14 protein-coding genes are annotated in these 15,891 nt (G+C 71.4%); 7 read left to right on the top strand and 7 right to left on the bottom strand.

Features of this window, described 5'->3' with window-relative positions; all coding sequences use genetic code 11:
• Window positions 1-55 precede the first annotated feature (55 nt).
• From ppc to fghA, 4 genes are all read left to right on the top strand, one after another.
• Window positions 56-2,788, top strand: coding sequence for a phosphoenolpyruvate carboxylase (ppc, locus tag U3649_RS00955; protein ID WP_407353036.1), 2,733 nt, complete (start codon window positions 56-58; stop codon window positions 2,786-2,788).
• Window positions 2,789-3,221: 433 nt separating this feature from the next.
• Window positions 3,222-3,497 (top strand): formaldehyde-responsive transcriptional repressor FrmR, encoded by a 276-nt coding sequence (frmR, locus tag U3649_RS00950; protein WP_407353035.1) that lies wholly within the window; start codon window positions 3,222-3,224, stop codon window positions 3,495-3,497.
• A gap of 36 nt (window positions 3,498-3,533) precedes the next feature.
• Complete coding sequence (locus U3649_RS00945) at window positions 3,534-4,643, top strand: S-(hydroxymethyl)glutathione dehydrogenase/class III alcohol dehydrogenase (RefSeq protein WP_407353034.1); 1,110 nt, start codon at window positions 3,534-3,536, stop codon at window positions 4,641-4,643.
• 150 nt (window positions 4,644-4,793) lie between these two features.
• Window positions 4,794-5,651, top strand: a complete 858-nt coding sequence (gene fghA / locus U3649_RS00940) for an S-formylglutathione hydrolase (RefSeq protein WP_407353033.1) — start codon at window positions 4,794-4,796, stop codon at window positions 5,649-5,651.
• A gap of 127 nt (window positions 5,652-5,778) precedes the next feature.
• Here the strand turns inward: fghA and U3649_RS00935 are convergent, their stop codons facing one another.
• The 6 genes from U3649_RS00935 to U3649_RS00910 form a co-directional block, all read right to left on the bottom strand.
• The gene (locus tag U3649_RS00935) at window positions 5,779-6,471 is read right to left on the bottom strand and encodes an ATP-binding protein (protein WP_407353032.1); all 693 of its coding nucleotides are present in this window, start codon (window positions 6,469-6,471) and stop codon (window positions 5,779-5,781) included.
• Window positions 6,472-6,512: 41 nt separating this feature from the next.
• Complete coding sequence (locus U3649_RS00930) at window positions 6,513-6,854, bottom strand: hypothetical protein (protein WP_407353031.1); 342 nt, start codon at window positions 6,852-6,854, stop codon at window positions 6,513-6,515.
• A 55-nt stretch (window positions 6,855-6,909) separates the two neighbouring features.
• Window positions 6,910-7,851 carry a DegV family protein gene (locus U3649_RS00925; RefSeq protein ID WP_407353030.1) on the bottom strand — a complete coding sequence of 314 codons (942 nt, stop codon included), beginning with the start codon at window positions 7,849-7,851 and terminating at the stop codon, window positions 6,910-6,912.
• 70 nt (window positions 7,852-7,921) lie between these two features.
• Window positions 7,922-8,545, bottom strand: coding sequence for a 2-hydroxychromene-2-carboxylate isomerase (locus U3649_RS00920; RefSeq protein ID WP_407353029.1), 624 nt, complete (start codon window positions 8,543-8,545; stop codon window positions 7,922-7,924).
• Window positions 8,546-8,793: 248 nt separating this feature from the next.
• Window positions 8,794-10,170, bottom strand: coding sequence for an amidohydrolase family protein (locus U3649_RS00915; RefSeq protein ID WP_407353028.1), 1,377 nt, complete (start codon window positions 10,168-10,170; stop codon window positions 8,794-8,796).
• Between the two features lie 107 nt (window positions 10,171-10,277).
• Window positions 10,278-11,696 (bottom strand): amidohydrolase, encoded by a 1,419-nt coding sequence (locus U3649_RS00910; protein WP_407353027.1) that lies wholly within the window; start codon window positions 11,694-11,696, stop codon window positions 10,278-10,280.
• Window positions 11,697-11,913: 217 nt separating this feature from the next.
• On the opposite strand from U3649_RS00910, the gene U3649_RS00905 reads away from it, so the two are divergent.
• Entirely contained in the window at window positions 11,914-12,684 is a 771-nt protein-coding gene (locus tag U3649_RS00905; protein ID WP_407353026.1) for an AMP nucleosidase, read from the top strand.
• Window positions 12,685-12,942: 258 nt separating this feature from the next.
• On the top strand, window positions 12,943-13,479 hold the full coding sequence (locus tag U3649_RS00900) for a DUF924 family protein (protein ID WP_407353025.1): 537 nt from the start codon (window positions 12,943-12,945) through the stop codon (window positions 13,477-13,479).
• Window positions 13,480-13,765: 286 nt separating this feature from the next.
• Here the strand turns inward: U3649_RS00900 and grxD are convergent, their stop codons facing one another.
• On the bottom strand, window positions 13,766-14,698 hold the full coding sequence (gene grxD, locus U3649_RS00895; RefSeq protein WP_407353024.1) for a Grx4 family monothiol glutaredoxin: 933 nt from the start codon (window positions 14,696-14,698) through the stop codon (window positions 13,766-13,768).
• 56 nt (window positions 14,699-14,754) lie between these two features.
• Between grxD and U3649_RS00890 the strand changes: the two genes are divergently transcribed.
• Window positions 14,755-15,579, top strand: a complete 825-nt coding sequence (locus U3649_RS00890) for a polysaccharide deacetylase family protein (protein WP_407353023.1) — start codon at window positions 14,755-14,757, stop codon at window positions 15,577-15,579.
• Window positions 15,580-15,891: the final 312 nt, after the last annotated feature.

Raw genomic sequence — 15,891 nt, 5'->3', positions numbered from 1 at the left:
TGCAGCCAGGCGCCGTCGACGGCTCATGGTCCGCGGAGTTGGTAGGCTTGGAACAATGAACACCTCCCCCCGTGACACCCGAGATACCGACGCGCCGCTGCGCGACCCCGAGTTCGCCGAGACCGACGCGCTGCTGCGCGACGACGTGCGCCGGCTCGGCGCGCTGGTCGGCGAGATGCTGGCCGAGCAGGGTTCGCCGGCGCTGCTGGACGAAGTGGAGGCCGTGCGCCGCGCGGCGATCGCGCGGCGCGAGGCCGGCGACCCGGTCGACGAACTGGCCGAGCAGCTGGCGCGGGTGCCGCTGGCCGACGCCGAGGCGCTGGTGCGCGCCTTCGCCGCCTATTTCGGCGCCATCAACCTGGCCGAGCGCGTGCACCGCATCCGCCGCCGCCGCGACTACCAGCGCGTCGGCGGCGCGCCGCAGCCGGGCGGCCTGGAAGCGGTATTGGCGCAGCTGCGCGCCGACGGCGTCACCCTCGACGAGGTCGGCGCGCTGCTGCCGCGCCTGCGCATCGAGCCGGTGTTCACCGCGCACCCGACCGAGGCGATCCGCCGCGCGCTGCTGGAGAAGGAGCGCGACATCGTGCGCCGCCTGGTCGCCGACATCGACCGCGGCCGCACCCCCGATGAGCGCGTGTCGGATACCGAGCGCATCCGCCAGGCGCTGACCGCGACCTGGCAGACCTCGGAGGCGCCGCCGACGCGGCCGACCGTGATCGACGAAATGGAGCACGTCGGCTTCTATCTCGGCGACGTGCTGTACCGGGTGCTGCCGGCGTTCTTCCGCACCTTTTCCGAGGCGATCGAGCGCGTCTACGGCCACCCGCTCGCGCTGCCGACGCTGCTGCAGTTCGGCACTTGGGTCGGCGGCGACATGGACGGCAATCCCAACGTCGGCGCCGACACGGTGCTGGCGACGCTGGCCGCGCAGCGCGCGCAGGTGCTGGGCAACTACCGCCACGACCTGCGCCGGCTGATGAGCATCCTGACCCAGACGCAGGACCGGGTGGCGATCGACGCCGCGGTGACGCGGCGCATCGAGGAGTACCGCACGCTGCTGCCGGGCGCGGCGGCGCGGCTCAAGCCGCGGCAGGCGGACATGGTCTACCGCCGGCTGCTGGCGCTCATGGTTGCGCGGCTGTCGGCGACCGAGCGCGAGGAGGCGAGCGGCTATGCCGACGCGTCGGAGTTCATCGACGATCTCGCCCTGATCGACGCCAGCCTGGCCGACGGCCGCGGCGGGCGCGCCGGCCGCTACGCGCTGCAGCGGGTGCTGCTGCGCGCGCGCAGCTTCGGCTTCCATCTCGCCGCGCTCGACCTGCGCCAGGACTCCGCCGTGCACGACGCCGCGATCGCCGCCCTGCGCGGCGACCGCGGGTGGCCCGATCGGGCGCTCGCCACCCGCACCGACGACCTGCACGCCTGGATCGAGGGCGAGGCGCCGAAGCTGCCGGACGCGCCCGATGCGGAATCCACCCTCGCCGTGTTCCGCGCCGTGCGCAGCGCGCGCGAGCGCTACGGCGAGCACGCGTTCGGCCCCTACATCATCAGCATGAGCCGCAACGCCGCCGACGCGCTGGCGGTGCTGGCGCTGGCGCGGATCGCCGGCTGCGTCGAGGACGGCGCGGTGCCGCTGGACGTGGCACCCTTGTTCGAGACCGTTGACGACCTCGAAGCCGCGCCCGCCGTGATGCGCGCGCTGTTCGACGATCCGGTCTACCGTCGGCACCTGGCCGCGCGCGGCGACCGGCAGACGGTGATGCTCGGCTATTCCGACAGCGCCAAGGACGGCGGCCTGCTGGCCTCGCGCTGGGCGCTGCAGCGCACCCAGGTGGAACTGACCGCGCTGGCCAAGCAGGCCGGCGTGCGCATCGTGTTCTTCCATGGCCGCGGCGGCTCGGTCAGCCGCGGCGGCGGCAAGACCGAGCGCGCGATCATCGCCGCGCCGCGCGGCTCGGTCGACGGCAGCCTGCGCGTGACCGAGCAGGGCGAGGTGATCCACCGCAAGTACGGCATCCGCGCGCTGGCGCTGCGCAACCTGGAGCAGGCGACCGGCGCGGTGCTGCGCGCCAGCCTGCGTCCGCGTCCGCCGGAGCCGCGGGAGGACCGCTGGCGCGCGATCATGTCGGAGTTGGCGTCGGTCTCGCGCGCTCGCTACCGCGCACTGGTGCACGAGCGCGAGGGTTTCGTCGACTACTTCCGCGCCGCCACCCCGATCGACGTGATCGAGCGCCTGCAGATCGGCTCGCGGCCGTCGCGGCGGCGCGAGGGCGGCGTCGGCAACCTGCGCGCGATCCCGTGGGTGTTCGCCTGGTCGCAGAACCGCTCCGGCCTGACCGGCTGGTACGGCGTCGGCACCGCGCTGGCGCACGGCATCGAGCGCCATGGCCTGGATGAGATGCGGGGGCTGGCGCGCGAGTGGCCGTTCTTCGCCGCCGCCATCGACGACGTCGAGATGCTGCTGGCCAAGTCCGACCTGGCGATCTTCGAGCGCTATTCGCTGCTGGCAGGCAAGGCGCATGCGGCGTTCTTCGGGGACATCGCCGGCGAGTTCGCGCGTACCCGCGACGCGATCCTGGCGCTCAAGCAGCGCGACGAGATCCTCGCCGACGACTACCGCCTGCGGCTGTCGATCCGGCTGCGCAACCCCTACGTCGATCCGATCAGCCTGCTGCAGGTGGAACTGCTGCGGCGCTGGCGCGCCGGCGGCGGCCAGGACGACGCCACCCTGCGCGCGCTGATCGCGACCGTCAACGGCATCGCCGCGGGCATCCAGAACACGGGGTGAGCGCTTCGCGTTCGTACACCGGTGGCGTGATCCCGGCATGCCGCGGCGGCAACGGGCGATGGGCAACCGAGCCCGGAACAATCCTCCGGGCAAGCTTGCGCAACGGCAGAGTCGAGGCGAGGGCGACGACCAGAATGGTCGAGAGCCGAGCGAGGTAACCAGCCGAGAGCGATGAGGCGCCCACACCGTCATCCCGGCGAAGGCCGGGATCCAGCGCCTTTCGAGCCGACGTCGAGATGGATCCCGGCCTTCGCCGGGATGACGGCAACCATGTCCGTGCAGATGGAGTGGCAGCGAGCGACGAAATCGTGCTGTGGGAGCGACGGCAGTCGCGACGCCCGCGACGCTCCGGTGAGAGTGCGGCTGCGACACGCCGGATGCATTCCGGCAACTCCTGTCCTATACTCCCCACCAGTATTGAACCCGCAGCCCCATGCCGCACTCGCCAGTCGAAAAGAAGCGCGTCCTGACCCGCCTGCGCCGCATCCGCGGCCAGGCCGAGGCCCTGGAGCGTGCGCTCGAGGCCGGGGCCGAGTGCGGCGCGGTGCTGCAGCAGATCGCCGCCATCCGCGGCGCGGTCAACGGGCTGATGTCGGAGGTGCTGCAGAGCCACCTGCGCGAGGAGCTCGGGCAGATCGCCGCGCCGTCGCCACGCAGCCAGGCCAGCATCGACGATGCCGTCGCGCTGGTCCGCTCCTATCTGAAATGAGCTATCTCAAGTGATCCGGATCCAGGAGGAAACCCCATGAAGTCACGTGCCGCCGTCGCGTTCGCAGCCGGCCAGCCGCTGGAGATCGTCGAGATCGATGTCGCCCCGCCGCAGGCCGGCGAGGTGCTGGTGAAGATCACCCACACCGGCGTCTGTCACACCGATGCCTTCACCCTGTCCGGGGACGATCCGGAGGGCGTGTTCCCGGCGGTGCTGGGCCACGAGGGCGGCGGCGTGGTGGTCGAGGTCGGCCAGGGCGTGACCTCGCTCGCGCCGGGCGACCACGTGATTCCGCTGTACACGGCCGAGTGCCGCGAGTGCAGGTTCTGCAAGTCCGGCAAGACCAACCTGTGCCAGGCGGTGCGCGCCACCCAGGGCAAGGGACTGATGCCCGACGGCACCACGCGCTTCTCCTACCAGGGCAAGCCGATCTACCACTACATGGGCACCAGCACCTTCAGCGAGTACACGGTGGTGCCGGAGATCTCGCTGGCGAAGATCGACCCCGAGGCACCGCTGGAGAAGGTCTGCCTGCTCGGCTGCGGGGTCACCACCGGCATCGGCGCGGTGCACAACACCGCCAAGGTGGAGGCGGGCGCGACGGTCGCGGTGTTCGGGCTCGGCGGCATCGGCCTGGCGGTGATCCAGGGCGCGGTGCAGGCGAAGGCGTCGCGCATCCTGGCCATCGACACCAATCCCGGCAAGTTCGAGCTGGCGCGGTCGATGGGCGCGACCGACTGCGTCAATCCGAAGGACCACGACAGGCCGATCCAGGAGGTCATCGTCGAGATGACCGACGGCGGCGTCGACTACAGCTTCGAGTGCATCGGCAACGTCGAGGTCATGCGCGCCGCGCTGGAGTGCTGCCACAAGGGCTGGGGCGAATCGGTGATCATCGGCGTCGCCGGCGCCGGCCAGGAGATCCGGACCCGGCCGTTCCAGCTGGTCACCGGCCGCGTCTGGCGCGGCTCGGCGTTCGGTGGCGTGAAGGGCCGCACCCAGCTGCCGGGCATGGTGGAACAGTCCATGCGCGGCGAGATCGACCTCGACCCGTTCATCACCCACACCCTGCCGCTGGAGCGCATCAACGAAGCCTTCGACCTGATGCACGAGGGCAAGTCGATCCGGACGGTCATTCATTTTTGAGAGCCGTGATTGGGGATTCGTGATTCGTGATACGCAAAAGCGAGGAGCGTCGCGGCGGACCACAATGATCGTTCCCCCGCGGCTCTACCGCTCTTTCGAATCACGCATCACGAATTAACGAATCACGTCCCACGAATCAGGGCTCCCCCAATGGCCAACCACGCCCAACGCCTCGAACACCGCGCCTGCTTCGGCGGCTGGCAGGATGTCTATCGGCATCGTTCCGAAGTGCTCGGTTGCGACATGACGGTCGGCGTGTACTTCCCGCCGCAGGCCGATCCGGCGCATCCGCGGCATGCGCCGTGTCCGGTGCTGTACTGGCTGTCGGGGCTGACCTGCACCGAGCAGAACTTCATCGCCAAGGCCGGCGCGCAGCGCTACGCCGCCGAGCACGGGATCATCCTGGTGGCGCCCGACACCAGCCCGCGCGGCGAAGGCGTCGCCGATGCCGACGGCTACGACCTCGGCCAGGGCGCCGGCTTCTACCTCAACGCCACGCGCGAGCCGTGGGCGCGGCACTACCGGATGTACGACTACGTCGTCGACGAGCTGCCGGCCTGGGTGGAAGCCGATCCGGCGGCCGGCGACGCGCGCGCGATCAGCGGCCATTCGATGGGCGGCCACGGGGCGTTGACGATCGCGCTGAAGAACCCCGGGCGCTATCGCAGCGTCTCGGCGTTCGCGCCGATCGTGGCGCCGTCGCAGGTGCCCTGGGGCGAGAAGGCGTTCGCCGCCTACCTGGGCGAGGATCGCGATGCATGGCGGGCCCATGACGCCACCGAACTCGTGCGCTCGGCCACCGAAAGGCTGCCGCTGCTCGTCGACCAGGGCGGCGGCGACGAGTTCCTCGACACCCAGCTGCGCCCGCAACTGCTGCAGGCCGCCTGCGAGGCCGCCGGCCATCCGCTGCAGCTGCGCATGCGCACCGGCTACGATCACAGCTACTACTTCATCGCCAGTTTCATCGGCGAGCACATCGCCCACCACGCCCGCGCCCTGAAGCCCTGAGGCGCATCCGCTGCCGACGTAGAGCGGAACTTGCTCCGCTACGCGGGCTCCGAAGCCGGCTCCCGTAGAGCCGAGCTTGCTCGGCTGCATGGGCTCCGGAGCCGAGAGCAGCGGAGCAAGCTCCGCTCTACGGGGGATCCAGGGTCAGCAGGAAGTCGGTGTAGGCGAAGCGGTCGTCGCGCAGCACGGTCTCGCCGCGTACGAGCTCGAGCGGATACGCGAACATGGGGCCGTCGCCGACGCAGGTGTGGAACTCGCCGTTCTCGCCGCAGGGGTCGACCCCTTCCGGCAGGTCGGCCAGCAGCGCGCGATCGAAATCGCGGCCGGCGAACCCGGCATCGAGCTGCTGCGTGTCCACGCAGCACAGGCGCGTGCGCATGCCGGCGGCGATCATCTCGACGGCCAGCGCCGCGGTATCGGCGCCGAACAGCGGGAACAGCGGCGTCCAGCCGAGCCGTTCGCACAGCGCCTCGCGCCAGGCGCGGATGTCGGCCAGGAACAGGTCGCCGAACGCGATCCGCCGCAGGTCCGGCCAGCGCCGCCGCGCCTGCGCCAGCGCCTCGGCGAACGCGGCCTCGTAGATCGTGTTGTCGCAGTCGCGCGGAATGCGCGCCTCGACCAGCGGCAGCCCGGCCGCGGCCGCCTGCGCCAGCAGCACCTCGCGCCGGACGCCCTGCATCGACGAACGCCCGTAGCCCTCGGTGAACGTGGTGACCAGCGCGACCACCTCGACATCGCTGCGCCGCCGCAGCGCATGCAGGGTCCATGCCGAGTCCTTGCCGCCGCTCCACGACAGCAGCACCGGATCGGGCCGGCTCACCGCGGCGCTTCCGTCGCCGTCCCGCCGACCGCTTCGCGGGCTCATCCGGCGCGGACGTCGCGCAGCTCCCACGCGCTGCCCGCCAGCAGCCGCAGGCGGTGCTTGAACACACTGCCGGGAATCGAGGTGGTGGCGACCAGGTCGATCTGCAGGTCGTGCTGCTCGCCGCGCACGTGCGCCTCCGGATCGGTGGCGCCCAGGGCCGGGTCGACGTCGTCCGGGTCCTCCTGCGCATCGCGCCAGCGCGCGAACAGGGCGTCGTTGCGCAGCGCATCCTGCAGTTCTTCGGCGAATCCCTCCGCGCCCTGCGAGCGGAACGAGAACTCGCCGCTGCCGCGCAGCGCGTCCGGGTCGGGCAGGCGGATGAAGTAGCGTGCAGTCATGGTCGGTCCGATGGTGACGGAGCGGCAGCGTGCCGCGCAAGCCGTGAGCAGGTCGTCACGAGAACGTATGCGCCTCGGCGGCGAAGCCGATCGTCAGCGAGCCGACGCCGACGTTGACCATGCCGGTCAGGCTCATCACCGTCTCGAACACCTCGATGTCGTGCGCCTTGCAGGCCGCGATCAACGCCTCGTAGCCGGGGAGCCAGCGCATCGCCTCGAGTTCGCCGCCGTAGCTCAGGCACAGGGTCGGGGTGAGCAGGCCGGCCTCGACGCGTTGGGTCGCGAAGCCGAAGAGCTTCTCGACGGCCGGGTCGAACCCGCGCAGCTTGGCGACCGGGCCGGTGTCGCCGCGGTGGCAATGCAGGATCGGCTTGATGTCCAGCGCGCCGCCGATGGTCGCGGCCAGCAGGCCGACGCTGCGGTCGCCGCGGTGCTTGGTGCGCGCGCGCAGGTAGCCGAGGTCGCGCGCCACCATGTAGGTATAGCTGTGCCCGGCGAGGAACTCGAGCCGCGAGCGGATGTCCGGCGCGGCGGCCCCGGCATCGCGCAGCCGCACCGCCTCCACCGGCAGGATGCCCTGCCCGGCGAACACCTGCTGCGAGTCGATCACCCGCAGCGCGAACGGGGTGTTGTGCCCGGCGCGGGCGCGGATCGGCCGGTACTCGTTGAGGATCGCGAAGCTGGCGGCGGTGGCGTTGTCGTGGATCTGGCTGCGGCTCCGGGTCACCGTGAGGCAGAACACGTAGTCGTAGTCGATCACCAGCTGGTCGAGGAACAGGTCCTTGATCCGCTCGGCCGGGAATGCCGACGTTTCGGCGGTGTGCCCGCGTTCGATCACGTGCGCATTGACGAAGTCCAGGGTCGCCTGCTCGTCGCGGTGGTCGGCCAGTTCGGCCCCGCCGATGCGCACGGTGACCGGCAGCAGCCGCACGTCATGGGCCTCGAGCCAGGCCAATGGCAGGTCGCAGGCCGAGTCGACCACGATGCCGATGCGCATGTGCGTCCCTCCCTGGGAGCGGTCCCCCGCTGCACTTTACGCCATCCCCGCGCGGCGATCACCGCCGCGGTCAGCCGCGCTTGATGCCGACCGGCAGCGAACCCAGCCGTCGCATCTCCGGATCGTCCAGCAGGTCCGGCTGGCGCAGCGCCGCCATCGCGAACTCGTGCGCGTCGTCGCCCCAGAAGTGGTGGTCGCCGACGGCCAGGGTCGGCACGCCGAACACGCCGGCCTCGATCGCGGCGCGGGTGTTGCCCTGCAGCGCGGACTTGACCGGCGGATCGGACACCGCCGCCGCCCGCAGGCCCAGGCGCTCGATCACCGGCGCCAGCGCCAGCACGCTGTCGCCGGCGTTGCCCTGCGCCCAGATCCAGTCGAACACGGCGTCGATGGCCTCGACCGTGCTGCCGGCCGCGATGCACAGCCGCAGCGCCGCCAGCGGATTGAACGGATGCGCCGGCGGGAACCGCAGCGGCACGCCGTCCCGGCGCGCGCGCCACAGGATGTGGCGATAGGCGAACTCGCGCTTGCCGGGAATCTCCGCCGGTCCCCGGTTGCCGATCGCGTCGAGTACCGCCGCGAACAGGATCGGCACCGGCGCGATGGCGTGCTCTTGCAGCGGGCCGCCGCGCAGCTTGCGCCATTGCAGGTAGGAGTAGGGGGAGATGAAGTCGAAGTACCAGCGGGATGTCATGCGAGGCCTCCGCGTCGGGGATTTCGATTGTCGCCGATCGGCGGGCGAGGTCCTGTCATCGATCCCCGTCGTCCCTCCGGGGCGCCAGCCCGCGCCAAGCAGATTCACCGGTGGCGATCATTGATGAACGCACCGCCGCGCGTTGCGAAGGCAAACAGCGGCAGAGAGCATCCGCCGTCAGACCGCGCGCGCTGTCGGGGCTGAAGCCCCTCCTACAGGGCAGGGCGGAGCGAGTGGCTGTCGACGGCCTAGTGCGAATAGGCCCTCGGCAGCCCGCCCTCCGAGGCCGGCGCCAGCGTGCGCAGGTAGCGGTCGCGCAGTTCCGTCTGCCGCGAGCGCATCGGGATCGCGCGGCCGTCGAACCAGACCTGCTCGGCGACATTGGCGACGTCGAGCGGATCGCCGCTCCACAGCGCCAGGTCCGCGCGCATGCCCGGGGCGATGGTGCCGATGCGGTCGGCGACGCCGAAGGCTTCGGCGGGCACCCGCGTCAGCCCGGCCAGGCCGTCCTCCCAGGGCAGGCCGTTGGCGACCGCGTTGCCCGCCAGCTGGCGCACCTTGCGGGCGTTGTGCGAGGCGTCGCCGGACTGGGTGAAGCCGACCTCGACCCCGGCCGCGCGCAGCCGCGCCGCGTTCTCCAGCGTGGCCCCGATCTGGTCGAAGCTGGCGGGCAGGTTGGCCAGCGGGTCGACGAACACCGGCACCTTCGCCGCCGCCAGCTGCGGCGCCAGCTTCCAGGCCTCGGCGCCGCCGCTGATGGCGATGCGGACGCCGTGCCGCTTCGCCCAGCGCAGCAGCTGGCGGATGTCGGCGGCGCGGTGCACGCCCACCACGATGCGGCCGTTGCCGTCGAGGTAGCGCGCCAGCGTGGCGCGGCCGGCGGGCGTGAGCAGGGCGGCGTGGGAATCGGCGGCGATGCGGCCGCGGGCCTCGTCCACCAGCTGGTCGAGCAGCATCCACTGCGCCGCGCGCGCGTTGCCGGTCAGTTCGGCCGCGCCCGCGCCGATCTGCACGAACAGCAGCTTCGGTCCGGCGGGTTCCGGATCGCCGTCCAGGCGCATCACCGCGCCCTGGCCGCCGACGATCGATCCGCCGGCGTGGCTGCCGGCGCCGAGCAGGGTGAAGCCGATGCCCTCGACCGTCGAGACCGGGATCAGCACCGACTCCGGGTTGTAGCCCAGGGTGACGTCGAACTCCGGCCGCACCACCATGTGTTTGGCGTCCATGCCCAGCGCCAGCGCGGTGTCGTTGGTGGTGTCCTCGGCGGAGACCTCCTCGATGCCGAGGCCGGTGATGCCGCCGAACAGCGCCGGGGTCAGCGGCTTGCCCTGCGCGTCGACCGTCCGCACGCCGTCGGCGACCAGTCCGCTGCCGACCTGGACGATGCGGCCGCCGCGCACCAGCACGTCGGCGTTCTGCAGGGTGCCCCGGGCGGTCGCGGTGTGCACGGTGGCGTTGCGGATCAGCAGGTACTGCCCGGGGTTCGGTCCGGGATCCTGCCCCGCAGCCGATCCGGGATTCTGGGCGACCGCGGGGACCAGGCAGCATGCCAGCGCCACCGCGCTGACCAGCCTGCCCGTCATCCCGGCGCATGCCGGGATCCAGCGCCTTTTCCGGGGCTTCATGGCGTTGCCGCCGCGTGCGCGGCCGAGGTAGGGTGGCCCGCCTGCGGCTGTTGCAGAGCGCTCCGGCTTGCGCCGGGACGACGGCGAAACGAACGAGAACGCGGCGTTCATCGCACGCCTCCCTGCGGGCCGGACTGGCCGAGCATGAAGTCCGAAACCGGCTGCCGCGAGCGGTCGGCGCGGTCGTAGACGCGCGCACCGTCGACGTAGACATGTTCGGCCTGCGCGTACACGCTGAAGGGATTGCCGTTCCACAGCACCACGTCGGCCATCTTGCCGGGCTCCAGGGTGCCGGTCTGCTCGAGGATGCCCATCGACAGCGCCGGATTGCGCGTGACCCAGCGGATCGCGCGCTCCGGCGGAATGTCCATGCCGGCGCGGCGGGCGTTGGCCATCACCTTGGCGGCCTCCTGATTGAGGCGCTGGATGCCTTCGTCCGAGTCCGAGTGCACGATGGCGCAGCCGTTGGCAGGGCGGTCGACCAGGGCGATGTTCTCCTGGATGCCATCGAAGGCCTCCATCTTGAAGCCCCACCAGTCCGCCCACAGGGCGCCGCAGATGCCTTCCTCGGCGAGCCGGTCGGACAGCTTGTAGGCTTCCGCGCCGTGGTGGAAGGCCGCGATCCTGAAGTCGAACTCCTTCGCCAGGTCCATCATCACCGCCATCTCGTCGGCGCGGTAGCAGTGGATGTGCACCAGGATGTCGCCGTTGATGGCGCCGGCCAGGGTGTCGAGCTTCAGATCGCGCTTGCCGTTGTCGCCGTTGTCCTCGCCGCTGGACGACGACTGCCACCAGCGTCGCGGCCCTTCGTCCTTCGGCTTGTGCTTGCCGAGGTACTCGGCGGCGTCGATGAACGCGGCGCGGTAGCCGGCGACGTTGCCCATGCGCGTGGCCGGGCCGCCCTTCTCGCCGTAGACGCGCTTGGGGTTCTCGCCGCAGGCCATCTTCAGCCCGTGCGGCGCCCCGGGAAACTTCATGCCCTGCACGGAGGTGGCCGCGACGTTCTTCAGCGTGACCCCGCGGCCGCCGACCAGGTTGGCCGAGCCGGGCAGGATCTGCAGCGCGGTCACGCCGCCGGCGAGCGCCGCGGCGAAGCCGGGATCCTGCGGCCAGACCGAATGCTCGGCCCAGACGGCGGCGGTGACCGGACTGGTCATCTCGTTGCCGTCGCTGTGCGCGCGCATGCCCGGGCTGGGATACACGCCCAGGTGCGAGTGCACGTCGATCAGGCCGGGCGTGACCCACTTGCCGCTGCCGTCGACCCGGGTGGCGCCTTCCGGCGCCTGCAGGCCGGCGCCGACCGCGGCCACCTTGCCGTCGACCAGCAGCACGTCGGCGCCGTCGAGGCGTTCGCCGGTGCCGGTCAGCACCACCGCGCCGGCGATCAGCACCGGCGGTGCCGCGATCGGACGATAGGTGCTGGCGTAGGGATCGTCGCCGAAACGCGACTTGCGCGCGTCGTCGTCGGCATGGGCGGGAGCGATCAGCAGCACCGCGGCCAGCGCGGCGGACAAGGGTCGGAGCATCGGCGGTTCCTCGGGAGCGACGGAGCAAACCCCCAAGCTAGCCCGCGCCGGGCCGGCTGCCAACCCGACGGAAGTCATGGGCGAAAGGCTGCGCCCGCCACCGGTCCCCGAACTCGCCCGTAGAGCCGAGCTTGCTCGGCTGCGCCGTCTCCGGAGCCGAAAGCAGCGGAGCAAGCTCCGCTCTACGGCCGGGAAGCCTCGGTTACCATGCGATCCCATGAAGGAAAAAGAGCAGATCGTCGAAAACTGGCTGCCGCGCTACACCGGCGTGCCGCTCGAGTCGTTCGGGGAACACGTCCTGCTGACCAATTTCGGCGGCTATCTCGGCCACTTCGCCAAGCTGACCGGCGCCGAGGTGGTGGGCATCGACCGGCCGATGCCCAGCGCCACCGCCGACGGCATCACCATGATCAACTTCGGCATGGGCAGCCCCAACGCCGCGACGATGATGGACCTGCTGTCGGCGATCCGGCCGAAGGCGGTGCTGTTCCTGGGCAAATGCGGCGGGCTGAAGAAGAAGAACAAGCTCGGCGACCTGATCCTGCCGATCGCGGCGATCCGCGGCGACGGCACCAGCAACGACTACCTGCCGCCGGAGGTGCCGGCGCTGCCGGCGTTCGCCCTGCAGCGCGCCGCATCGACGATGATCCGCGACCTCGGCCACGACTACTGGACCGGCACCGTGTTCACCACCAATCGCCGGGTGTGGGAGCACGACGAGACCTTCAAGCGCTACCTGCGCCGGCTGCGCTGCATGGCGATCGAGATGGAGACCGCGACCCTGTTCGCCGCGGGCTTCGCCAACCGCATCCCCGCCGGCGCGCTGCTGCTGGTCTCGGACCAGCCGATGATCCCGGAAGGGGTGAAGACCGAGGCCAGCGACGCGCGGGTCAGCAACGAATACGTCGAGAGCCACATCCAGATCGGCATCGAGGCGCTGCGCCTGATCCGCCGCAACGGCAAGTCGGTGCGCCACCTGCGGTTCTGAGGCGTTGCCGCAGGTTGCGGGCGTGGTGGCGCCAGGACGAGAACTCCGCGGCGCGCGGCGTCGCGACTTCCGTCGCTCCCACAAAAGAAGGCAGGCTTGCCGCGTCACTTGGTCGCCGCCACGCCTGTGGGAGCGACGGGAGTCGCGACAAGGCCATCAGGCGCGATGCGCCATCCGAGGCCCGTTGCCCATGCGACGGGTGCCGGAAGCGCGCGCGCCGGCTATCCTGCGGGCCTGCTTTTCAGGAGAGCGCAGCCTATGACCACCGCCATGGACGTTGTCATCTTCTGGCGCGAAGCCGGCTACAAGAAATGGTTCCAGGGCGGCGACGCCTTCGACCGCGAATGCGAAACGCGCTTCCTCGACGCGCACCTGGCCGCGGCGCGGCGCGAATACGAGCACTGGCTGGACGACGCCGAGGGCGCGCTCGGCCTGGTGCTGCTGCTCGACCAGATCCCGCGCAACGTGTTCCGCGGCAGCGGCCATGCCTTCGCCACGGACGGGCTGGCGCTGCACTACGCCGGGCGCGCGGTGGCGGCCGGGCTGGACCGCGAGATCGAGCCGGCCTTGCGCGCCTTCCTCTACCTGCCGTTCGAGCACTCCGAGGGTCCGGACGACCAGCGGCGCTCGGTGGAGTTGTTCGCCACGATCGGCGACGTCGACTACGACAAGTACGCGGTCGCGCACCAGGACGTGATCCAGCGCTTCGGCCGCTTCCCGCACCGCAACCGCGCGCTCGGGCGCGAGAACACGCCCGAGGAGCAGGCCTGGCTGGATGCCGGCGGCGGCTTCTGAGTCGCGCCCGGCAGCCATTTCCGTTGCGACGACGCACGGGCCGTCGCCACGGCTGCCGCCAACGGATCGCCGCCGCTCCAACTCCTGGTGGTGGTTAGCCCATTGCGAAAGGCCAGGCTGCCTGTTGACACCGCCCCCCCTGACGACGGGGCTGGCTCCGTTGCAGCAGGAAGGACTGCCTGGCGCGGCATCGCGCCCACGGGCGCTGCTACGAAGGCGGCGGATCGCCTCCCGTCATGGCGGAACCCGCGAGCGATTGCGCCGCGAATCGGAAAACGCAACCCGGTCAATACCGAGGCAGCGACGGATCCACCTGCGCCGCCCACGCATCGATGCCGCCTTCGACGTTGTAGACCTCGCCGAAGCCCAGGCCGCGGAAATGCTCCGCCGCCTGCCGGCTGCGCTGGCCGGTGTGGCACAGGAACGCCAGCGCGGTGTCCTTGGGCAGCGCCTCGAGCGTGTGCCGGGCGTCGCCGTCGAGCACCTCGAACGGCGCGTTCAGCGATGCCTGCGCGCGCTCTTCCGGCGGGCGCACGTCGACCAGGGTCAGGCTGCCGGCGCGCACGCGGGCGTCGGCCTCGGCCGGCGTCAACGCCTGCACCGGCCTGGGCGCGTTGGGGTTGTCGATCGCCAGGCCCTTGCCGCGGATGTCGTCGACCCAGTCGATGGTGATGCCGTCGGCGCGGCGCGCGCTGGCGGGATCGAACTGGATGCGCACGCCCTCGCACTCGACCGCGATCGCGTCGTCACTGGCCGCCGCGATCTGGAAGCGCGGCTGGAAGCGGGCGTCGATCGCCAGCGCCAATGCGGTGTCGGCCCCGGCATCGGCCAGCGCCTGGCGCAGCATCTGCGCCGCGGCGGGGGTGACGGTGAGGTCCTTCGGCGGCGTGCGGTCGACCGGCGGCAGCCCGAGCGCCTGGTTCAGCTCGCCGGAGTTGGCCATCTCCTCGATGATGTCGCTGCCGCCGACCAGCTCGCCGTCGATGTACAGCTGCGGGATCGTCGGCCAGTTGCCGTAGGCCTTGATGCCTTCGCGGATCTCCGGATCGGACAGCACGTCGACGTGGGCGAAGTCGACGCCGAGGCCGCCGAGGATGCCGGTCGCCTTGGCCGAGAAGCCGCACTGCGGCATGTCCGGCCGGCCTTTCATGAACAGCACCACGCGGTTGCCTTGCAGCAGCGTGTCGATGCGTTCGCGCAGGGCGGGATCGAGGGTCATGGCGGAACTCGGTGCGGGGGGAACCGGGCATTTTACGCGCGTGGCATCATCGCGGCATGAGCGGCCGGCAAACACTGCATCGCGTTCCCGACCGTCCGCACGCGTGGCTGGCCTGGCTGCTGCCCTCGCAGGCGCTGGTGATCGCGCTGTGGTGGGGCTTCGGCTGGCGTATCGGACTGCCGGCGATGCTGCTCAGCCACGTGCCGTTCTGGGTGTCGGTGCTGCTGCCGCGCGCCACCCTCTACGGTCCGGTGCTGGCGCGCCTGCCGGTCGAGGAGCGGGCGGTATGGCTGACGATCGACGACGGCCCTTCGGACGACACCGCGGCGATCCTCGACCTGCTGGACCGCCATGGCGCGTGCGCGACGTTCTTCCTGGTCGGCGCCCGCGCCGCGGCGCGGCCGGAACTGGTGCGCGAGATCCTGCGCCGCGGCCACGGCATCGGCAACCACAGCCAGACCCACCCGCAGGCCTGGTTCTGGGCGCTGGGGCCGCGGCGGATGGCGCGCGAGATCGGCGAGGCGCAGGCGACGCTGGCCGCGCTGGCCGGCGTCGCGCCGCGCTGGTTCCGTTCGGTCGTGGGCATGACCAATCCGTTCGTGGCGGCGCCGCTGCGGCGGCACGGCCTGGCGCGCGTGGCCTGGAGCGCGCGTGGCTACGACGCCGTGCGCGGCGATCCCGCGGAGGCCGTCGCCCGCATCGAGCGCGACCTGGCGCCCGGCGCGATCGTGCTGCTGCACGAGGGCGCGCCGCACGGACGCAGCGTCGAGACGATCGAGCGCCTGCTGCAGCGGTTGCAGGCGCTGGGCTACCGGGCCGTGTTGCCGCCGGGCGACGCGCCCGCGGTGCGACCCGTCCACGCCGACGCAACCGTGCGCTAGGTGCGATCCCGCGGTTCCGGGTTCGCCGCGTCGCGACTTCCGTCGCTCCCACAAGGGGCAATGGCCGGCGCGGGCTGGGTCATTGCCCGGCAAGCGCATGATTTGCCGCAGGCTTGCAGCTCGCCCCTGTGGGAGCGACGGAAGTCGCGACAGGAGGAATCCTTCCTCGTTGCGTGCGCTCTGCAGCCCGCACTCGCGGCGTCGCGACGCATGCGCGGCAGACTCGCTCGGGACCCGCCGTAACCGGATCGTAACCGCGCCGGAACTGACGCCGTGACCACAGAGCCGGAAGCTGACGGCGAACGAATCGAC

The sequence above is a fragment of the Luteimonas sp. R10 genome, from assembly GCF_045689605.1.
In the GTDB taxonomy this organism is placed as follows: domain Bacteria; phylum Pseudomonadota; class Gammaproteobacteria; order Xanthomonadales; family Xanthomonadaceae; genus Luteimonas.
The sequence above is the reverse complement of the archived record's forward strand: the minus strand, read 5'-3'. Positions and strand labels throughout refer to the sequence as shown.